Genomic DNA, 18842 nt, shown 5'->3' with positions numbered 1-18842 from the left:
GAAGAAGATGACCGAGGCGCAGGAGACCGAGCCGGCCCACGGCGGACAGGCCGTGCCGCAGACCCGCACCGCACGCCACCGCCGCATCGTGGACATCCTCGGCCGGCAGGCCGTCCGTTCCCAGAGCCAGCTCGCCAAGCTGCTCGCCGACGACGGGCTCTCCGTCACCCAGGCGACGCTCTCCCGCGACCTCGACGAGCTCGGCGCCGTCAAGATCCGCAACACCGGCGGCGAGCTGATCTACGCGGTGCCCGGCGAGGGCGGCGACCGCACCCCGCGCGCTCCCCTCGGGGAGTCCGCCTCGGAGGCCCGGATGGGCCGGCTCGCCGGCGAGCTGCTGATCTCGGCCGAGGCATCCGCCAACCTGGTCGTCCTGCGGACGCCGCCGGGCGCGGCCCAGTTCTTCGCCTCGGCGATCGACCAGGCGGGCGTCCACGAGATCATCGGCACCATCGCCGGTGACGACACCGTCCTGCTGATCAGCCGCGACCCGAGCGGCGGCCAGGCCCTGGCGGACCACTTGCTCAGGCTGGCGCAGAAGGAACGCTGACGCTCCGCTGAGGGGACGCCCCGAAGGGGCGCGGGGCAGTGTCGATATGCGGCTCCGCCGCGTGGGCGCGACAAGCCCCCACCGGCGCGCAGAGTGATACCACGCTCAATTCCCCCAGTCGAGAGACGGACCCGAACTCCCGGGAAACCGCACGGCGGTAGACGCCGTGACGGCATCCTGCGCCGGAGGAACGTCCTCTCGACGAAGGGAGCGTGCCGAGTGACCGGCGACGACCTCACCCTGTGCATCATCGGTGCCGGACCGCGCGGCCTGTCGGTACTGGAGCGGCTGTGCGCCAACGCCCGCGCGGCCGCCGCGGCCGGTGGGGCGCCGCGGGCCGTGGCGGTCCACCTCGTCGACCCCGGCCGCCCCGGCTCCGGCGCCGTCTGGCGCACCGGCCAGTCGCGCCACCTGCTGATGAACACCGTGGCATCGCAGATCACCATGTTCACCGACGCCAGCGTGCGCATAGCGGGGCCGCTCGAACCGGGGCCCAGCCTCTACGCGTGGGCGCGCTCCCGCCCGCACGCGGACGCGGCGGTCCGCGCCGAGGCCCGGCGGCTGGGCCCGGACTCGTACCCGACCCGGGCCTTCTACGGCCACTACCTGGAGTGGGTCTTCCGGCGGGTGGTGCGGCGCGCCCCCACGGGCGTCACCGTCCACGTCCACCGCGCCCGCGCCGTAGCGCTGGAGGACGGAGACCCGGCCCGGCAGACGGTTCGCCTCGACGACGGCACCGTCCTCGCCCGCCTCGACGCCGTCGTCCTCTGCCAGGGCCACTTACCCGCGCGCCCGACGGACGCCGAAGCGGCCCTCGCCGCCCACGCGGACGCCCACGGCCTGCGCTACATCCCGCCCGCCAACCCTGCCGACGTCGACCTCTCCGCCGTCCGGCCGGGGGAGAACGTGCTGTTACGCGGCCTCGGCCTGACCTTCTTCGACCACGTGGCCCTGCTCACCGAGGGCCGGGGCGGCACCTTCCGGAGAACCGGCGGCGCCCTCGTCTACCACCCCTCCGGCCGGGAGCCCCTTCTCCACGCGGGCTCCCGGCGCGGCGTCCCGTACCACGCGCGGGGCGAGAACGAGAAGGGCGCGCACGGCCGCCACCGCCCCCGCCTGCTCACCCCGCTCACCCTCGCCCGGCTGCGCGCCCGCGCCGACGCCGGCCGGGGCCTCGACCTCCGCGCCGACCTCTGGCCCCTGATCGCCAAGGAGGCCGAGTGCGTCTACTACGAGGCGTTGCTGCGCCGCCGGGGGACGGGGGAGGGCGAGCTCGCGGAATTCCCGGACCGCTACCTGACCGCCCCGCGCGGGGTGCCGGAACGGGACGTCCTCGCCCGTTATGGCATCGGGCCCGCCGACCGCTGGGACTGGGACCGCGTCACCCGGCCCTGCGCGGGCCGACGGTTCGCGGGCCCCGACGAACTACGGGCCTGGCTGCTGGACCGGCTGGCCCGTGACGTGGCCGAGGCCCGGGCGGGCAATGTCAGCGGCCCTCTCAAGGCGGCCCTCGACGTCCTGCGCGACCTGCGCAACGAGATCCGGCACCTGGTCGACCACGCCGGACTGCACGGCGACTCCCACCGCGACGACCTCGACGGCTGGTACACCCCGCTCAACGCCTTCCTCTCCATCGGCCCGCCCGCCCACCGGATCGAGCAGATGGCGGCGCTGATCGAGGCGGGGATCCTGAGCGTTGCGGGGCCGGGGGCGCGGGTGCGGACGGAAGCGGGGGCGTTCGTCCTGGAGTCGGACGTGCCGGGCTCGGGGGCGCGCGGCCGCGTCCTGATCGAGGCCCGGCTGCCCGAGCCCGACCTGGCCCGCACGGCCGACCCCCTGCTGCGGCACCTGCTCACCACGGGCCGGTGCCGGGCCCACCGCGTTCCTTGCGGCGACGGCACCGACTACGTCACGGGCGGCCTCGCCGTCACCGGCCGCCCGTACCGCCTCCTCGACGCGACGGGCGTCCCCCACCCGCGCCGCTTCGCCCTGGGGGTGCCCACGGAGTCCGTCCACTGGGTCACGGCGGCGGGCATCCGCCCGGGCGTGGACTCGGTGACGCTGGGGGACGCGGATGCGACGGCTCGCGCGCTGCTGGACATGAAAGAAGCCTCTGACCTGCGGTTTCCCGCTGATCAGAGGCTTCTTCACACCGTCGGGACGACAGGATTTGAACCTGCGACCCCTTGACCCCCAGTCAAGTGCGCTACCAAGCTGCGCCACGTCCCGGTGTCGTGTCCCTCCGGGCTTTTCTTCCCGGTGGGGCGTGCAGGAAGAAAATATCCTGTTCCGCGCCGTGATCCAAATCCGGGGGTCAGCGCCTGCGGTCGACGCCGGCATACCGGCCCGCGCGGGGGCCGGAAGGAGACATTCACTCGCCCGAGCTATTGACGAAACATACGGAGTACCGCATAGTTATGCCTAACTGCGCATGAGCGCGCAGCGCACAGCGCACCGCACCGTAAGGAGAACCCCCGTGACCGAGCGCGTCGTACTCGCCTATTCCGGCGGCCTTGACACCTCCGTCGCCATCGGCTGGATCGCCGAGGAGACGGGCGCCGAGGTCATCGCCGTCGCCGTGGATGTCGGCCAGGGCGGCGAGGACCTGGACGTCATCCGCAAGCGCGCGCTCGCCTGCGGTGCGGTGGAGGCGGAGGTCGCCGACGCCAAGGACGAGTTCGCGGAGGAGTACTGCCTCCCCGCGATCAAGGCCAACGCCCTGTACATGGACCGGTACCCGCTGGTCTCCGCCCTCTCCCGGCCCACGATCGTCAAGCACCTGGTCGCCGCCGCGAAGAAGCACGGCGCGACCACCGTCGCCCACGGCTGCACCGGCAAGGGCAACGACCAGGTGCGGTTCGAGGCCGGCATCTCCTCCCTCGCCCCCGAGCTGAAGTGCATCGCCCCCGTCCGGGACTACGCGATGACCCGGGACAAGGCCATCGCCTTCTGCGAGGCCAAGGGCCTGCCGATCGCGACGACCAAGAAGTCGCCGTACTCCATCGACCAGAACGTCTTCGGCCGCGCCGTCGAGACCGGCTTCCTCGAGGACATCTGGAACGCCCCGATCGAGGACGTCTACGACTACACCGCCAACCCGGCCACCCCCCGGGAGGCCGACGAGGTGGTCATCACCTTCGACAAGGGCGTCCCCGTGGCCATCGACGGCAAGCCCGTCACCGTGCTGCAGGCCATCCAGCAGATGAACGAGCGGGCCGGTGCCCAGGGCGTCGGGCGGCTGGACATGGTCGAGGACCGGCTGGTCGGCATCAAGTCCCGGGAGATCTACGAGGCGCCCGGCGCGATCGCGCTGATCACCGCGCACCAGGAGCTGGAGGCCGTCACCGTCGAGCGCGAGCTCGCCCGGTACAAGCGGCAGGTCGAGCAGCGGTGGGCCGAGCTGGTCTACGACGGCCTGTGGTTCTCCCCGCTCAAGCGGGCCCTGGACGGCTTCGTCGCCGAGGCCAACGAGCACGTCTCCGGTGACATCCGGATGACCCTCCACGGCGGCCGGGCCGTCGTCACGGGCCGCCGGTCCGAGAAGTCGCTCTACGACTTCAACCTCGCCACCTACGACACGGGCGACACCTTCGACCAGTCGATGTCGAAGGGCTTCATCGAGATCTTCGGCCTCTCCTCGAAGATCGCGGCCAAGCGGGACCTGGCCCACTAGTTCCCTCGCCACCCCCCACCCCGTCTCCCCGGCCCAGGCCGGGGAGACGGGGAACCAGCGCCACGCAGAGGAGCAATCGACGATGACCACCGGATCGCAGCCCCCCGCCGGAGGCGGAGGCGGCGACGTGCGGCTGTGGGGCGGCCGGTTCGCGGACGGGCCGGCCGAGGCCCTCGCCAAGCTGTCCGCCTCCGTCCACTTCGACTGGCGGCTCGCCCCCTACGACATCGCCGGCTCCCGCGCCCACGCCCGGGTGCTCCACAAGGCCGGGCTGCTCACCGAGGACGAGCTCAGCCGCATGATCGAGGGCCTCGGGCTGCTGGAGGCCGACGTCGCCGCCGGTACCTTCACGGGCACCGTCGCCGACGAGGACGTCCATACCGCGCTCGAGCGCGGGCTGCTGGAGCGGCTCGGCCCGGACCTCGGCGGCAAGCTGCGGGCCGGGCGGTCCCGGAACGACCAGGTCGCCACGCTCTTCCGGATGTACCTGCGCGACCACGCGCGGATCATCGGCGGGCTGATCGCCGACCTCCAGGAGGCGCTCGTCGGCCTCGCCGAGGCCCACCCGGACGTCGCCATGCCGGGCCGCACCCACCTCCAGCACGCCCAGCCGGTGCTCTTCGCCCATCACGTGCTCGCCCACGTCCAGGCGCTGTCCCGGGACGCGGAGCGGCTGCGGCAGTGGGACGAGCGCACGGCGGTCTCGCCGTACGGCTCGGGCGCGCTGGCCGGGTCCTCCCTCGGGCTGGACCCGGAGGCGGTCGCCGCCGACCTGGGCTTCGAGCGCGGCTCCGCCGGGAACTCCATCGACGGCACGGCCTCCCGGGACTTCGTCGCCGAGTTCGCCTTCATCACGGCGATGATCGGCGTCGACCTCTCGCGGATCGCCGAGGAGGTCATCATCTGGAACACGAAGGAGTTCTCCTTCGTCACCCTCCACGACGCCTTCTCCACCGGCTCCTCGATCATGCCGCAGAAGAAGAACCCCGACATCGCCGAGCTCGCGCGCGGCAAGTCCGGGCGGCTGATCGGCAACCTCACCGGGCTGATGGCCACCCTCAAGGCCCTGCCGCTCGCCTACAACCGCGATCTCCAGGAGGACAAGGAGCCGGTCTTCGACTCCTGCGACCAGCTGGAGGTCCTCCTCCCGGCCTTCACCGGGATGATGGCGACCCTCACGGTCCACCGCGAGCGGATGGAGGAGCTGGCCCCGGCCGGTTTCTCCCTGGCCACCGACATCGCCGAATGGCTGGTCCGCCAGGGCGTGCCGTTCCGGGTGGCGCACGAGGTCGCGGGGGAGTGCGTCAAGGAGTGCGAGGCGCGCGGCATCGAGCTCGACGGGCTGAGCGACGAGGACTTCGCCGCGATCTCCCCGCATCTGACCCCCGAGGTCCGTACGGTCCTGAGCGTGCCCGGCGCGCTCGCCTCCCGCAGCGGGCGGGGCGGCACGGCCCCCTCGGCCGTGGCGGTCCAGCTCCAGGAGGTCAAGGCCGATCTCGCGGTCCAGCGCACCTGGGCGGATGCGCGCCACGGGTGATCATTTCAAGACGCCATTAGCCCGGATGAGACATTCACGTCTCATCCGGGTTATGGTCGTCTCATGAGCCTTGACCGCCGCGAGCATGTACTCAGAGCAGCCGCAGCCTTGCTCCCACGCAAGGCGACCGCCTCCATGGACGAGATCGCCAAGGCGGCCGGCATCAGCCGCGCCACCCTCCACCGTCACTTCGCCGGCCGCGACGCGCTCGTGCGGGCCCTGGAAAAGCTCGGCATCGAGCAGTTCGAGCGGGCCCTGGACGAGGCCCGGCTCGACGAGGGCGACGCGGCCGGGGCCGTGCGCCGCCTGATCGAGAAGGCGGAGCCGGTCGCCGGCATCCTGTCGTTCCTCTACACCGAGAACCAGCTCTTCGAGGGCGAGGTGAACGAGGGCTGGAACCGGCTCGACGCGCGCGTCCACGCGCTCTTCCTGCGCGGCCAGGAGGAGGGCGCCATCCGGGTCGACCTCTCACCCGCCTGGCTCACCGACGCGCTGTACGGGCTGATCGCCTCCGGGGCGTGGGCCGTGCAGGATGGGCGGGTGGCGGCCAAGGACCTCACCCGCATGGTCTCCGAGCTCCTCCTCGGCGGGGCGCAGCGGAGGGCCGAGCGGTGAGCGCGCGGACCGCCGGCCCGGCGCCCGGCGCGCCCACGCCGGTGGAGACGCCGCGTCCGGGGCGCTGGCTGGCGCTGGGCGTGCTCGTCCTCGCGGTGCTGCTCGTCGCCGTCGACGCGACGGTGCTGGGCCTGGCCACGCCGTTCCTCAGCGAGGATCTCAAGCCGTCGGGCACCCAGTTGCTGTGGATCGGTGACGTCTATTCCTTCGTCATCGCCGGACTGCTGGTCTCCATGGGCAGCCTGGGCGACCGGCTGGGCCGCAAGAAGCTGCTGCTGACGGGTGCCGTGGCGTTCGGCGCGGTGTCGGTGCTCAACGCCTACGCGTCCAGCCCGGAGATGATGATCGCGGCGCGGGCGCTGCTGGGTGTGGCGGGCGCGACGCTGATGCCCTCGACGCTCGCGCTGATCCGCAACATCTTCCACGACCCCAAGGAGCGCAGCCTGGCCATCGGCATCTGGGGTGCCATGGCCTCCGCCGGCGCGGCCGTCGGGCCGGTGGTGGGCGGCTTCCTGCTGGAGAACTTCTGGTGGGGCTCGGTCTTCCTGATCAATCTGCCGGTGATGGCCGTGCTCGTCCTCGTCGGGGCGAAGCTGCTGCCGGAATCCAAGGACCCCGCGCCGGGGCCGTGGGACCTGCCGAGCGTGCTGCTGTCGATGGCGGGCATCGTGGGCCTGGTCTACGCGATCAAGGAGGGCGCGACGAACGGCCTCTCCTGGCCGGTCGCGCTGGCGGTCGTCGTCGGCGGGGTGGCGCTGGTGTGGTTCGTCCGGCGGCAGCTCACCCTGCCGTCGCCGCTGCTGAACATGCGGCTCTTCCACCACCGGGGCTTCTCGGCGGCGGTCCTGGCCGATCTGCTGACGGTGCTGGGGCTGTCCGGGATGGTCTTCTTCCTCTCCCAGTTCCTCCAGCTGGTGCAGGACCGCAGCCCGCTGGAGGCGGGGCTGGCCGAGCTGCCCGCCGCCATCGGCGCGGTGACGGCCGGTCTGCTGGCCGGGCAGGCCGCCCGGCGCTGGTCGGTGCGCTCGGTGGTCGCCGGCGGGCTCGCGGCGATAGGGCTCGCGCTCGCGGCGCTGGTCACCCTCGGCGCGGACACCTCCTATCCGGTGCTGGGCGCGGCGCTGCTCGTCGTCGGCATCGGGGCGGGCTTCTCCTTCACCGTCACCGCCGACGTGATCCTCTCCAGCGTGCCCAAGGAGCACGCGGGCGCGGCCTCGGCGGTCTCGGAGACGGCCTACGAGCTGGGCGCGGCGCTGGGCATCGCGGTGCTCGGCTCGATCGTCACCGGGGTCTACCGCGGGTTCGCCGTGCCGGCCGGGGTCCCGGCGGGCGCGGCGGGCGACGCGCGGGAGTCCCTGGGCGGCGCGGTCGAGGCGGCCGCCACCCTGCCCGCGGACTCGGGCGCGGCGCTGCTCGGCTCGGCGCAGGACTCCTTCGTCGAGGGGCTGCGGATCGCCTCCGGCGTCGGTGCGCTGGTGCTGTTGGTGACGGCGGTCGTGGCCTGGTTCCTGCTGCGCGGGCAGCGGCTGGAGGAAGGGTACGGCGGCTGAGCCCAAAGGCTGAATCACCAAGGCCGAACCCATAAGGGCTCGGACGGGCCGAGACGGGCTCGGATGAGCAAACACCACATGGGCCGGGGTGGCAAGCCCCGGTCCATGTGACGTTTACCGGCGAGTAACACTCTTGACGCAGTCCTGACACGCCCGAGAACATCACGTCCACCGGTCGACATTGTCGAACGAGGTTCGGACGAAGGCGTCCGCAGCAGCGACGCCATGTTCAAAGGAATCCCCCACATGCGTCTGCGCACCACCGCACGGTTCCTGGTCGCCGCCGCGGCCACGGCCGCCCTGAGCCTCATGGGGCTCACCGCGTCCCCGGCCTCCGCCTCGGTCCTGGACGTCCCGCCCAAGGGCGCCAACGACTGGTCCTGCAAGCCGGACTCGGCGCACCCGCAGCCCGTCGTGCTCGTCAACGGCACGTTCAAGCTGATGGCGGAGAACTGGGCCAAGCTCTCCCCGGCGCTCAAGGAGGCGGGCTACTGCGTCTTCGCCTTCAACTACGGGCACATGGAGACCGACCCGATCCCGCAGGCCGCCGCCGAGCTGCGCGACTTCGTCGAGGCGGTGCGCGGCGCGACGGGCGCGACCAAGGTCGACATCGTCGGGCACAGCCAGGGCGGCATGATGCCGCGCTACTACGTGAAGTTCCTCGGCGGCGCGGACAAGGTCGACGACCTCGTGGGCATCGTCCCGTCCAACCACGGCACGCTGAACCCGCTGGCCATCCCGTTCGGCTACACCTTCTGCCCGTCCTGCCTGGACCAGCGCGTCGGCTCGGACCTGCTGAAGAAGCTCAACGAGGGTGACGAGACCCCGGCCGGCCCGGACTACACCGTCATCACCACCCGGCACGACGAGGTCGTCATCCCCTACACCAGCGCCCTGCTGACCGGCCCGGCCGAGCACCTCAGCAACGTCGTGCTGCAGGACAAGTGCCCGCTCGACCCGTTCATGCACGACCAGGCCACCAAGGACCCGGTCGTGGCGCAGTGGGTGCTCAACGCCCTCGGGCGCAAGGGCCCGGCCGACCCGGCGTTCCAGCCGCGCTGCCTGGGCTAGCCCGCGCGGTGGGTCCGGCCGGCGGTCAGGCCGCCTTGGCCTTGGTGGCGTACATGTCCACGTACTCCTGGCCGGACAGCCGCATGACCTCGCTCATCACCTCGTCGGTGACGGCGCGCAGCACATAGCGGTCGCGGTCCATCCCCTCGTAGCGGGAGAAGTCCAGCGGCTCGCCGAAGCGCACCGTCACCGGCGCGATGCGCGGCAGGCCCTTGCCGGAGGGCTGGACCTTCTCCGTGCCGATCATCGCGAACGGCACCACCGGGGCGCCCGTCATCAGCGTCAGCCGGGCGATGCCGGTGCGGCCGCGGTAGAGACGGCCGTCGGGGGAGCGGGTGCCCTCCGGGTAGATGCCGAAGACCCGGCCCTCCTCCAGCACCCGACGGCCCGTCATCAGCGCGGCCACGCCGCCGTTGCCGCCGTCGCGGTCGACCGGGATCATCCCGGAGGCGCCGAAGAACCACGCCATCAGCCGGCCCTTGAGCCCCTTGCCGGTGACGTACTCGTCCTTGCCGATGAAGAGCACCTGGCGCTTGACGATCAGGGCGAGGAACAGCGAGTCCACGAACGTGGTGTGGTTCCCCGCGAGGATCACCGGCCCGCTCTCCGCGATGTGCTCGGCTCCCTCGACCTTCGGGCGGTACAGGACGCGCATGAGCAATCCGAGGAACGCCTTGAGCAGGATGCGGGACAACGGACCCTCCGGTCGTGATGTGCGGGACGGGCGCGCGGGGCGCGGTCGATGACGATACTCGCGGGTACGCCCCTTGTGCACGCGGGGTTGACCGAGTCGAAACAGAGTGTTGACGTGACTTTCCACTCCGTTCCCCCTTCGTTCTTCAGACCGGTGGCCGGACGTGCATACGATCGCCCGGCCAAGAGCACCACACGGCAACAGCACCACAGAAGGAGAAACATGCAGCAGGAGCAGCGGCCGGGCAGGCGTACGGTGCTGGGGGCCGCGGCGGCCCTCGGCGCGGGGGCGGTCGCCCTCGGCGGCGGAGCGGTACCGGCGGTGGCGGCCACCGGGCGGGAGACGGACCTCACCTCCGGGCAGCACGGCCACGGCGGTTCGTACAAGGACCTGCCCGTGCCCACCGTCATCGGCCACCGCGGCGCCTGCGGCTACCGGCCCGAGCACACCTTCGGCTCCTACGAGTACGCCCTCGCCAACGGCGCGGACGTCATCGAGCAGGACGTCGTGCCGACCAAGGACGGCCACCTCGTCTGCCGCCACGAGAACGACATCACCAACACCACCGATGTCGCCTCGCACCCGGAGTTCGCCTCCCGCAAGACCACCAAGACCGTCGACGGTGAGCAGCACACCGGCTGGTTCACCGAGGACTTCACCCTCGCGGAGCTGAAGACGCTGCGCGCCAAGGAGCGGATACCGGGCACCCGCCAGCACAACACCCTCTACGACGGCCGCTGGGACGTGCCGACGTTCGAGGAGGTCCTCAAGTGGGCCGAGGAGCAGGGCCGCAAGCGCGGCCGGCGGATCTGGCTCCACGTGGAGACCAAGCACCCCACGTACTTCCGCAAGATCGGCCTGGGCCTGGAGGAGCGCCTCGCCAAGCTGCTGCGCCGCTACAACCGCTCGGGGCGCAACGGCTACACCTTCCTCCAGTCGTTCGAGCCGAGCAGCCTCCAGCGCCTCGGCAAGCTGGGCGTGGACTGCCCCAAGGTGCTGCTGCTGGACGACCTGCCCACCCGCCCCTGGGACTTCGTCGAGGCGAACGACCCGCGCACCGTCGCCGACCTCATCACCCCCAAGGGCCTCAAGTGGATCTCCGGCTTCGCGCAGGGCATCGGCCCCTGGGTGAACCAGATCATCCCCCGGGACAAGGACGGCCGGCTCACCAAGCCCACCACGCTGGTGCGCGACGCCCACGCCGCCGGGCTGTTCCTCCACCCGTACACCATGCGCAACGAGAACAGCTTCCTGCCCGCCGACTTCCGCCGGGGCACGGACCCGAACGCCTACGGCGACGCGTTCGGGGCGTTCAAGGCGTACTTCGCGACGGGCATCGACGGCATCTTCTCCGACAACTGCGACACCGCCGCGCTCGCGCGGGCGGACTTCCTCAAGGGCTGACCCCTCGGGCCGGTGCCGTCCGGGCGCCGGCCGCCGGGGCGACCCGGCCACACCCGGACGGGTGAATTCCGGGTGGGCCGGAAACCGGTGGGTCAGCGGACGCCGTCCCCGCCCGCGTGACCACACAGAGTGATCTCCTGACCCGGCTCGCCCCCCTGCTCAAGGCCGAGTGCGCCGCCGAGGCGCACTCGGCCGGGCTGGACGCCGCGGACCTCGAACAGTCCGTCTGGGTGCGGCTGCTGAGCGAGCGCCGGGCCGGGGAGCCCGTCGCGCGCTTAGCGGCGGCCGTCCGGGCCGAGGTCCAGGCCGCCCTGCGCCGGGCCCGGCGGGAGGTGCTCTACGACCCCACCGCCGAGGCCGCCCCGGCACCCGGCCGGCGCACGGCCCCCGGGGCGCAAGGGTCGTACGGGGCGGACGGGGTCGAACAGGCCGTGCTGGCCGCCGAGTCCCGCCGCGAGCTCCGGGCCGCGATCCGCCGGCTGCCCGGCCGCTGTCCCCGGCTGATTTCCGCGCTTCTCTCGGGCCACGACCCGACCTACCGTGAAATCGCAGGGAAGTTGGGAATGTCACAAGGATCTTTGGGGCCCGTACGTTCCCGTTGCCTGGGATGCCTGCGCAGAATGCTCATGGCAGAGATTGCGGCTCCTTGACCCGGGGGAAAGGAGCATCAAGCGACCCAGCAAGGGGAGGCGTGCGCACATGGGCATGAGCGTGACCATCTCGGCCGCGGCCGAGAACGATGCCGAGCAGATCCTCAAGCTCCAGTACCTCTGCTACCAGAGCGAGGCGGAGCTCCACGGCGACTACACCATCGAACCCCTGACGCAGACGCTCGACGACCTGCGCGCCGAACTGGGCCGCGGCTGTGTGCTCGTGGCCCGGCTCGGCGAGGAGGTCGTCGGCTCGGTGCGCGCCACCGTCGACGCCGAGGGGACCGCCGTCATCACCGGGCTGATCGTCCACCCCCGGCTGCGGCGGCACGGCCTGGGCGGGCGGCTGCTCGCCGGGATCGAGGAGCGGCTGGCGGCCGAGTGGGACGCCAAGCGGTTCCGGCTGGCCACCGGCCGGCGCGGCGAGGGGAACGCGCGCCTCTACCGCAAGTGGGGCTACGCGCGCACCGGCGCCGACGCTGCCGGGCGGAACCTCACCGTGGTCACCCTGGAGAAGGAGGCCGGGCCCGCCGGGGCGCCCGCCCTGGTGACGACCGCCTGACGCCGGGCCGTGCCGGGCCTCAGCGCGGGGCCCGGCGCAGCCAGACCATCGCGGTCAGCGGCAGGACGACCGGGATGAAGAGATAGCCCATGCCGTAGTCAGACCAGACCGTGGCGTCGGGGAAGGCGGACGGCTCCAGCAGCGTCCAGGTGCCCACGGTCACCACACCCACCAGCTCGGCGGCACAGCACACCAACGCCGCCCGGCGGGCCCGCCCGCCGCCGCGCACCAGCGAGTACGTGATGAAGGCGTACACCACGGCGGCGGCCGCCGACAGGACGTACGCGAGCGGCGCCCGGCCGAAGTCCATGATCATCTGGACGATCGAGCGGGAGGCCGCCGCGACGGTGAAGACGCCGTAGAGCCAGACCAGCAGCCGGCCCGGCCCCTGGCCGAGGTCGAAACCGGACCGCTCGCCCGCGTCGGTGCGCTCGGACATGTCAGTCGTGTGCTCGGACATGTCAGCCTCCCCAGATGTCGTAGAGCCGCACTTCCAGCACGGCCAGGATCACGGCGCCCGCCGCCACGGTGGCCGAGCCCCAGCGGGTCCGCTCGGCCAGGGACATGAAGCCCGCCGCGGGCACGGCGGCCGCCGCGCCCAGCAGATAGGCCACGAAGATCGCCGTGCCCTGCGCCGGCTTCTCGCCGCCGGACAGCCGCACCACGCCGACGACCAGCTGCACCAGCGCCAGCACCGAGACCACGGCCATGCCGATGAAGTGCCAGTCCTTGGTGGGCTCGTCCCGGGCGAAGGCGAAACCGCACCAGGCGGCCAGCGCGAGAGCGGCCAGACCGGCCGCGAGCGTCAGCGCGTCGAGCACCGGGACCCCCGGGTGACGCGGGTGGGCGAAGGGGACGAGACAGGCATGGGACGACTTTAAACGCCCGGTACGGGCCCCTCGCGCGCGCCCCCGGCGTCCAGAGGGCGAGAGATCGAGTCCGGTATTCGGACAGGCTTGGCCGATTCGCACGTGCTTCTGTTTTACTTGCCCGCATGACCACGACGAGCACCCGCATTCTTGCGACCGAGGCGATGACGACGCCCGGTGCTGCTCGTCGCATGTGTCGAATGTGTGACTGCTGAGGGCCCCCGTGCCTCGCGCCCCGAAGCGAGACCCCGTAGCGCACCCCGTCCGGCCACCCGCCGACGGGAGCCGCGCCGCCCCCGCGTCACCAGAGCCCCGGCAGACCGCGCCCCACGCGCTCCCCAGGGCCCTCCGATGCCGCGTTCCGCAATGAATTCCCGTGCCGGCGCATCGCGTCGCGCACTCGACAGTGACGGAAACCCCTGTGATCACCACTAAGGGCCTGACAAAGGTCTACCGCTCACGCGGCCGCGAGGTCACCGCCCTCGACGGCGTCGACCTCCACGTCCGTGAGGGCGAGGTGTACGGCGTCATCGGCCAGAGCGGCGCCGGCAAGTCGACCCTCATCCGCTGCGTCAACCTCCTGGAGCGCCCCAGCTCCGGCACGGTCACCGTGGCCGGCCAGGACCTCACCGCCCTCGCCGGGCGGGGCCAGCGGGCCGGCGCCGAGCTGCGCAGGGCGCGCAGCCGCATCGGCATGGTCTTCCAGCACTTCAACCTGCTCTCCTCGCGGACCGTGCAGGCCAACATCGAGCTGCCCCTGGAGATCCTCGGCGTCTCCGGCAAGGAGCGCGAGCGCAAGGCCCTGGAGCTGCTGGACCTCGTCGGCCTCGCCGACAAGGCCAAGGCCTACCCCGGCCAGCTCTCCGGCGGCCAGAAGCAGCGCGTGGGCATCGCCCGCGCCCTGGCCGGCGACCCCAAGGTGCTGCTCTCCGACGAGTCGACCTCCGCGCTCGACCCGGAGACCACCCGCTCCATCCTCCAGCTGCTGCGCGACCTCAACCAGCAGCTCGGCCTGACCGTCCTGCTGATCACCCACGAGATGGACGTCGTCAAGACCATCTGCGACTCCGCGGCCCTGATGAAGGGCGGCCGCGTAGTGGAGTCCGGCACCGTCTCCGAACTGCTCGCCACCCCCGGCTCCGAGCTGGCCGCCGAACTGTTCCCGGTCGGCGGCGAGCCCTCCGGCCCGGACCGCACCGTCGTGGACGTCACCTTCCACGGCGACGCCGCGACCCAGCCCGTGATCTCCCAGCTGTCCCGTACGTACAACATCGACATCTCGATCCTGGGCGCCGCGATGGACACCGTCTGCGGCAAGCAGGTCGGCCGGATGCGCATCGAGCTGCCCGGCCGGTTCGAGGAGAACGTCGTCCCGATCGGCTTCCTGCGCGAGCAGGGCCTCCAGGTCGACGTGGCGGACGTACAGACTCCGGCGCCTGCCGCCGCTCTCCTCAAGGAAGGTGCCAAGTGACCTGGGCCGAGATGCAGCCCCTGCTGCGCGACGCGTGTCTCGACACGCTCTTCATGGTGTGGTGGTCCACCGTCTACGCCGTCCTCGGCGGCCTGCCCCTGGGCCTGCTGCTCGTCCTGACCGACCGCGGGGGCCTGCTCCAGAACGTCGCCGTCAACAAGGTCCTCGGGGCGATCCTCAACCTGGGCCGCTCGCTGCCCTTCATCATCCTCATCGTCTGGCTGATCCCCTTCAGCCGGATGGTCGTCGGCACCTCCATCGGCCCCAGCGCGGCCGTCGTGGCGCTCGCCATCGGGGCGGTCCCCTTCTTCGCCCGGCTGGTGGAGACCGCCGTCCGCGAGGTCGACCACGGGCTGGTCGAAGCCGTCCAGTCGATGGGCGGCGGCACCTGGACGCTCATCTTCAAGGTGCTCCTGCCGCAGGCCCTGCCCTCCCTGCTCGCGGGCCTGACCACCACCGTCATCACCCTCATCGGCTACTCCGCCATGGCGGGCGCGGTCGGCGGCGGCGGTCTCGGCAACCTCGCCATCACCTACGGCTACCAGCGGCGCGAGGACGCGCTGATGAACGTCACCATCCTGCTGCTGATCGCCATCGTGACCGTCGTCCAGATCGCCGGCGACCTCGCCGTACGCCGCCTCGCCTCGCGCGGCGGCCGCCAGGCGGCCCCCGTCGGCCTCCGCCGCCTCCTGCCCGCGCGGCCCAAGCCCGCCGCCACGGGTGCGGCCACGGTGGCCGCCGAGCCCGAGCCCGCCCTCGACAAGGCGGTCTGACCAGCACCACCCCCACAGACTCCCCGGAGCCCGGACCCTTTGCCGGGCGTCAGCACCGGGGCACCGAGAAACACCAAGCAAGGAAGGCACTCTTCGTGCGTACCACCGTCAAGCTCACCGCCGCCGTCGCGGCCGCCGCCGCCCTCACCCTCGGCCTGAGTGCCTGCAGCGCGCCCTCCGACACCTCCACCTCCAGCAGCTCGAAGAAGGGCAAGGACGCCGACCCGGCCGCCAAGCTCGTCGTCGCCGCCAGCCCCACCCCGCACGGCGACATCCTCAACTTCGTCCGCGACAACCTCGCGGCCAAGGCCGGCCTGAAGCTGGAGGTGAAGGAGTTCAACGACTACGTCCTCCCCAACACCGCCACCCAGAACGGTGAGGTCGACGCCAACTTCTTCCAGCACAAGCCCTACCTCGACGACTTCAACAAGAAGAACAAGACGGACATCGTGCCCGTCGTCAACGTCGAGATCGAGCCGCTCGGCCTCTACTCCAAGAAGGGCAAGAAGGTCGCCGACCTCGGCTCCGGCTCCACCATCGCCGTCCCCAACGACGCCACCAACGAGGGACGGGCGCTGAAGCTGCTCGCCGACAACGGCGTCATCAAGCTGAAGGACGGCGTCGGCGCCGCCGCCAAGCTCTCCGACGTCGCCGACGACAAGGGCGTGAAGTTCACCGAGCTCGAGGCCGCCCAGATCCCCTCCCGCCTCGACGACGTCGACGCCGCGGTGATCAACGGCAACTTCGCCATCAGCGCCAAGCTCAGCCCCGCCAAGGACGCCATCGCGCTGGAGAAGGCGGAGGGCAACCCCTACGCCAACTTCCTGGCCGTCAAGAAGGGCAACGAGAAGGACCCCCGGATCGAGAAGCTCGCCAAGCTCCTCAACTCCGACGAGGTGAAGAAGTTCATCACGGAGAAGTTCAGCAACGGCGCCGTGATCCCCGCCTTCGGTCCCGTCACGAGCTGACACCTTGTAACCTCGGCCGTCCGTACGGACACAGGCCCCGCGCACACGATCGCCCGTGCGCGGGGCCTGGCGCTTGGCGCACCCGCCCGCACATGCTGCATGCTGGTGCACCCGGGCACGCCCCCGTACCACCCGAGCCCACCCGCCGCGGCGTTGGAGCAGCGCATGACTTCCACCTTTCCGGACATCTCCATCAGTACGGACCGGCTGGTGCTGCGCCCGTTCGAGGCTGGGGACATCCCCCCGCTCGCCGAGATGATGAACGACGAGCTCGTCACCGCCTGGACCTCGGCCCCCTGCCCCTACACCACCGCCGACGCCCGCGACTGGGCGCTGCGCCGGGCCCCCTCGGAACGCCTCTCCGGGCGCGGAATCGTCTTTGCGGTCGCCGAGTTCCTCACCCAGCGCCTCGTGGGCACCCTCCACCTCCGCAACACCGACTGGCGCACCCTCACCGCCGAGGTCGCCTATGTCACCGCGCCCTGGGCCCGGGGCGAGGGCTACGCCTGCGAAGCCGTCCTCGCCGCCGCCGAGTGGCTCTTCCGCGACCAGAAGTTCGAACGCCTGGAGATGCGCACCGCCGCCGACAACACCGCCGCCCAGCAGGTCGCCCAGAAGGCCGGCTGCGTCAGCGAAGGCGTCCTGCGCAGCGCCTGGATAGCGCGCAGCCGCCCCGAGGGCGGCGGCGCCGGCTGGACCGAGACCCGGACGGACCTCATCATCTGGAGCCTGCTCCCCGAGGACCTCGACGAGGCCGAGGAGCCCCGGGCGTTCGGCGGATACGACGCCTACTCGTCTCCCGGCGACTACACCTCCTCCGGCTCCTCCGGCGACTACTCCTCCGCCGGGGGCTACGCCTCCGTCTTCCCCGACTGGCGCTGAGCCCGCCGCCTTCGAAGGCCCGGACCGGTACCCGGCCGGGGTACGCTCACCCTGCCCGATCGCGGGCACCCACCCCCTCGCGACCGCCCCCGCGACCCGCCCCCGACAAGCCCCAGGAGACTGACGACGATGGCCGACCGGGTCACGGTGATCGGGTGGGACGGCTCACCGCTGCCGGTCGCCGCCCGCTCCGCCCTCGGGGCCGCCACCCTGGTCGCCGGCGCCGCGCACCACCTGGCCCTGCCCGAGGTGCCCGCCGACGCCGAGCGCGTCCGCCTCGGCAGCGTGGACCTCGCCGCCCGCCGCATCGCCCGGCACCGCGGCTCCGCCGTCGTCCTCGCCGACGGCGACCCCGGCTTCTTCGGCGTCGTCCGCACCCTGCGCGCCCCCGAGCACGGCCTGGAGGTCGAGGTGGTGCCCGCCGTCTCCTCCGTCGCCACCGCCTTCGCCCGGGCCGGCATGCCCTGGGACGACGCCCAGGTCGTCGTCGCCCACAGCCGCGACCTGCGACGCGCCGTCAACGTCTGCCGCGCCCACCCGAAGGTCGCCGTCCTCACCTCGCCCGGCGCCGGCCCCGCCGAGCTCGCCCTGCTCCTCGGCCCCGTCCACCGCACCTTCGTCATCTGCGAGGAACTGGGCACCGAGCGCGAGCAGGTCACCGTCGTCACCTCCGACCGGGCCGCGGACCACAGCTGGCGCGACCCCAACGTCGTCATCGTCATCGGCGGCTTCGGCGCGCCCACCGGCCGCGGCGGCTGGATCGCCGGCCGCGACCCCGGCTACCCGCCCGCCCTGCGCGGCTGGGCGCTGCCGGCGGACGCGTACGCCATCGGTGCCGCCGCCCCGGCCCCCGAGGCCACCGGGCTCGGCGAGGGGGAGTCCACCGAGCTCCGCGCCGCCCAACTGGCGCGGCTCGGCCCGCGCGTGGGCGACCTCGTCTGGGACATCGGCTGCGGCAGCGGCGCGGCGGCCGTCGAGGCCGCCCGCTTCGGCGCCGCCGTCATCGCCGTCGACCACGACCCCGCCGCCTGCCGCCGCACCACCACCGTCGCCCGGCGCTACGGCGTCCAGCTCCAGGTCGTCCAGGGTCTCGCCCCGCAGGTCCTGGAGGACCTGCCGGAGCCCGACGTCGTCCGGGTCGGCGGCGGCGGAGCCTCCGTCGTGGCCGCCTGCGCGGACCGCCGCCCCGAGCGCATCGTCGCCCACGCCGCCACGCGCGACGACGCCGAGGCCATCGGGAGGGCGCTCGCGGAGGGCGGGTACGCCGTGGAGTGCACGCTGCTCCAAGCAGTGGAGTTGGACACAAGCGCCTGGACGGAGCGGGAGCGCGCCGTAGCCTTCCTTCTGAGTGGCCGTCGTACGCACCCTTGACCGCGGGGGAGCGGGCGGAGGGTAGGCTGGCGGATCGTTGTTCAGCCGCCTCGGTCGCCTCGGTGTCCGACACCACAGCCGTCAATGCTCCGAACGCACCCCCCGCTTGGCGCGTGCGGGGCAGGGTGGCACCGGACGGTACACAACGTGCCGCGACGTACACGCGCTCGTTCTTCTCCATGGGCGGCGGGCGTGAGCGGTT

Annotated in this window: 18 protein-coding genes and 1 tRNA gene; 15 read left to right on the top strand and 4 right to left on the bottom strand. The window is 72.3% G+C overall.

Annotation, left to right across the window (positions count from 1 at the left end; translation table 11 throughout):
- Positions 1–7 precede the first annotated feature (7 nt).
- Complete coding sequence (locus tag EKH77_RS05940; RefSeq protein ID WP_126913381.1) at positions 8–550, top strand: arginine repressor; 543 nt, start codon at positions 8–10, stop codon at positions 548–550.
- Between the two features lie 219 nt (positions 551–769).
- Entirely contained in the window at positions 770–2740 is a 1971-nt protein-coding gene (locus EKH77_RS05935) for an FAD/NAD(P)-binding protein (RefSeq protein ID WP_126913380.1), read from the top strand.
- On the opposite strand, the gene EKH77_RS05930 is transcribed toward EKH77_RS05935, so the two are convergent.
- A tRNA-Pro gene (locus EKH77_RS05930) sits at positions 2706–2779 on the bottom strand. The two genes, EKH77_RS05935 and EKH77_RS05930, sit on opposite strands and share 35 nt — an antisense overlap.
- Before the next feature lie 247 nt (positions 2780–3026).
- On the opposite strand from EKH77_RS05930, the gene EKH77_RS05925 reads away from it, so the two are divergent.
- The 5 genes from EKH77_RS05925 (at position 3027) to EKH77_RS05905 (ending at position 8996) form a co-directional block, all read left to right on the top strand.
- Positions 3027–4223 (top strand): argininosuccinate synthase, encoded by a 1197-nt coding sequence (locus EKH77_RS05925; RefSeq protein WP_126913379.1) that lies wholly within the window; start codon positions 3027–3029, stop codon positions 4221–4223.
- A gap of 82 nt (positions 4224–4305) precedes the next feature.
- On the top strand, positions 4306–5760 hold the full coding sequence (gene argH, locus EKH77_RS05920; protein WP_126913378.1) for an argininosuccinate lyase: 1455 nt from the start codon (positions 4306–4308) through the stop codon (positions 5758–5760).
- 63 nt (positions 5761–5823) lie between these two features.
- Positions 5824–6375, top strand: coding sequence for a TetR/AcrR family transcriptional regulator (locus EKH77_RS05915; RefSeq protein WP_126913377.1), 552 nt, complete (start codon positions 5824–5826; stop codon positions 6373–6375).
- Positions 6372–7925: an MFS transporter gene (locus tag EKH77_RS05910; protein ID WP_240667236.1), complete on the top strand. Its 1554-nt coding sequence runs from the start codon at positions 6372–6374 to the stop codon at positions 7923–7925. Before EKH77_RS05915 ends, EKH77_RS05910 begins: the two co-directional genes overlap by 4 nt.
- A 246-nt stretch (positions 7926–8171) precedes the next feature.
- On the top strand, positions 8172–8996 hold the full coding sequence (locus EKH77_RS05905; RefSeq protein ID WP_126913376.1) for an alpha/beta fold hydrolase: 825 nt from the start codon (positions 8172–8174) through the stop codon (positions 8994–8996).
- Positions 8997–9021: 25 nt separating this feature from the next.
- Here the strand turns inward: EKH77_RS05905 and EKH77_RS05900 are convergent, their stop codons facing one another.
- A complete protein-coding gene (locus EKH77_RS05900; RefSeq protein WP_126913375.1) occupies positions 9022–9690 on the bottom strand; it encodes a lysophospholipid acyltransferase family protein in 669 nt (222 codons plus the stop codon).
- A 222-nt stretch (positions 9691–9912) separates the two neighbouring features.
- Here EKH77_RS05900 and EKH77_RS05895 point away from each other — a divergent pair, with 222 nt between their 5' ends.
- From EKH77_RS05895 to EKH77_RS05885, 3 genes are all read left to right on the top strand, one after another.
- A complete protein-coding gene (locus EKH77_RS05895) occupies positions 9913–11094 on the top strand; it encodes a glycerophosphodiester phosphodiesterase (RefSeq protein WP_126913374.1) in 1182 nt (393 codons plus the stop codon).
- A 116-nt stretch (positions 11095–11210) separates the two neighbouring features.
- The gene (locus EKH77_RS05890; protein ID WP_126913373.1) at positions 11211–11744 is read left to right on the top strand and encodes a sigma-70 family RNA polymerase sigma factor; all 534 of its coding nucleotides are present in this window, start codon (positions 11211–11213) and stop codon (positions 11742–11744) included.
- 49 nt (positions 11745–11793) lie between these two features.
- Complete coding sequence (locus EKH77_RS05885) at positions 11794–12306, top strand: GNAT family N-acetyltransferase (protein WP_126913372.1); 513 nt, start codon at positions 11794–11796, stop codon at positions 12304–12306.
- A 19-nt stretch (positions 12307–12325) separates the two neighbouring features.
- On the opposite strand, the gene EKH77_RS05880 is transcribed toward EKH77_RS05885, so the two are convergent.
- Both EKH77_RS05880 and EKH77_RS05875 read right to left on the bottom strand, forming a co-directional pair.
- Positions 12326–12766 carry a hypothetical protein gene (locus EKH77_RS05880; protein ID WP_126913371.1) on the bottom strand — a complete coding sequence of 147 codons (441 nt, stop codon included), beginning with the start codon at positions 12764–12766 and terminating at the stop codon, positions 12326–12328.
- A gap of 1 nt (position 12767) precedes the next feature.
- A complete protein-coding gene (locus EKH77_RS05875; protein WP_126913370.1) occupies positions 12768–13127 on the bottom strand; it encodes a hypothetical protein in 360 nt (119 codons plus the stop codon).
- 469 nt (positions 13128–13596) lie between these two features.
- Between EKH77_RS05875 and EKH77_RS05870 the strand changes: the two genes are divergently transcribed.
- The 5 genes from EKH77_RS05870 (at position 13597) to cbiE (ending at position 18640) form a co-directional block, all read left to right on the top strand.
- Positions 13597–14646: a methionine ABC transporter ATP-binding protein gene (locus tag EKH77_RS05870; protein ID WP_164737751.1), complete on the top strand. Its 1050-nt coding sequence runs from the start codon at positions 13597–13599 to the stop codon at positions 14644–14646.
- Positions 14643–15419 (top strand): methionine ABC transporter permease, encoded by a 777-nt coding sequence (locus EKH77_RS05865; RefSeq protein ID WP_126913368.1) that lies wholly within the window; start codon positions 14643–14645, stop codon positions 15417–15419. Before EKH77_RS05870 ends, EKH77_RS05865 begins: the two co-directional genes overlap by 4 nt.
- Positions 15420–15514: 95 nt before the next feature.
- The gene (locus EKH77_RS05860; protein WP_126913367.1) at positions 15515–16387 is read left to right on the top strand and encodes a MetQ/NlpA family ABC transporter substrate-binding protein; all 873 of its coding nucleotides are present in this window, start codon (positions 15515–15517) and stop codon (positions 16385–16387) included.
- Positions 16388–16552: 165 nt separating this feature from the next.
- A complete protein-coding gene (locus tag EKH77_RS05855) occupies positions 16553–17269 on the top strand; it encodes a GNAT family N-acetyltransferase (protein ID WP_126913366.1) in 717 nt (238 codons plus the stop codon).
- A gap of 129 nt (positions 17270–17398) precedes the next feature.
- The gene (gene cbiE, locus EKH77_RS05850; protein ID WP_126913365.1) at positions 17399–18640 is read left to right on the top strand and encodes a precorrin-6y C5,15-methyltransferase (decarboxylating) subunit CbiE; all 1242 of its coding nucleotides are present in this window, start codon (positions 17399–17401) and stop codon (positions 18638–18640) included.
- Positions 18641–18842: the final 202 nt, after the last annotated feature.

It is taken from the genome of Streptomyces luteoverticillatus, from assembly GCF_003970715.1.
Classification (GTDB): domain Bacteria; phylum Actinomycetota; class Actinomycetes; order Streptomycetales; family Streptomycetaceae; genus Streptomyces; species Streptomyces abikoensis.
Note: the sequence above shows the minus strand (reverse complement) of the source record. Positions and strands in the feature narration are given on the sequence as shown.

What these genes read in the sequence shown, in the direction of transcription:
- EKH77_RS05940 (WP_126913381.1), top strand. Translation starts at nt 8, where the DNA reads ATGACCGAGGCGCAGGAGACCGAGCCGGCCCACGGCGGACAGGCCGTG.
- argH (WP_126913378.1), top strand. Translation starts at nt 4,306, where the DNA reads ATGACCACCGGATCGCAGCCCCCCGCCGGAGGCGGAGGCGGCGACGTG.
- EKH77_RS05915 (WP_126913377.1), top strand. Translation starts at nt 5,824, where the DNA reads ATGAGCCTTGACCGCCGCGAGCATGTACTCAGAGCAGCCGCAGCCTTG.
- EKH77_RS05905 (WP_126913376.1), top strand. Translation starts at nt 8,172, where the DNA reads ATGCGTCTGCGCACCACCGCACGGTTCCTGGTCGCCGCCGCGGCCACG.
- EKH77_RS05895 (WP_126913374.1), top strand. Translation starts at nt 9,913, where the DNA reads ATGCAGCAGGAGCAGCGGCCGGGCAGGCGTACGGTGCTGGGGGCCGCG.
- EKH77_RS05885 (WP_126913372.1), top strand. Translation starts at nt 11,794, where the DNA reads ATGGGCATGAGCGTGACCATCTCGGCCGCGGCCGAGAACGATGCCGAG.
- EKH77_RS05880 (WP_126913371.1), bottom strand. Translation starts at nt 12,766, where the DNA reads ATGTCCGAGCACACGACTGACATGTCCGAGCGCACCGACGCGGGCGAG.
- EKH77_RS05855 (WP_126913366.1), top strand. Translation starts at nt 16,553, where the DNA reads ATGACTTCCACCTTTCCGGACATCTCCATCAGTACGGACCGGCTGGTG.
- cbiE (WP_126913365.1), top strand. Translation starts at nt 17,399, where the DNA reads ATGGCCGACCGGGTCACGGTGATCGGGTGGGACGGCTCACCGCTGCCG.